This window comes from Deinococcus alpinitundrae (assembly GCF_009982895.1).
Taxonomy (GTDB): domain Bacteria; phylum Deinococcota; class Deinococci; order Deinococcales; family Deinococcaceae; genus Deinococcus; species Deinococcus alpinitundrae.
In genome coordinates this window covers 1-266 of record NZ_WXZL01000301.1, presented here as the reverse complement: position 1 = coordinate 266, position 266 = coordinate 1, and the positions used below count along the sequence as shown (strand labels likewise).

Below are 266 nucleotides of genomic sequence, written 5' to 3'. Positions count from 1 at the left end.
CCATTTGCTGCATATGGGAATTTAGAAGCTTTAATTGCTAAACCTTCTTCTTTAGCTTGCGCTTCTGAATAACCAACTGTAGCTAATTCAGGTTCAGTAAAGTATACTGCTGGCATACCAATGTAATCAACTTCAGCAGCTTGACCATCAATTGCTTCAGCAGCAACTTTAGCTTCATAGCTAGCTTTGTGAGCAAGTGGTAAACCTGGAACGATATCACCAATTGCATAGATATTACTGATAGACGTACGGCTTTGTTTATCAAC

1 protein-coding gene is annotated in these 266 nt (G+C 39.1%); it reads right to left on the bottom strand.

From position 1 onward, the window contains the following. A partial coding sequence (locus GUI70_RS25810; protein ID WP_497747274.1) for an oxidoreductase dimerization domain-containing protein occupies positions 1–266 on the bottom strand: 266 nt, incomplete at both ends.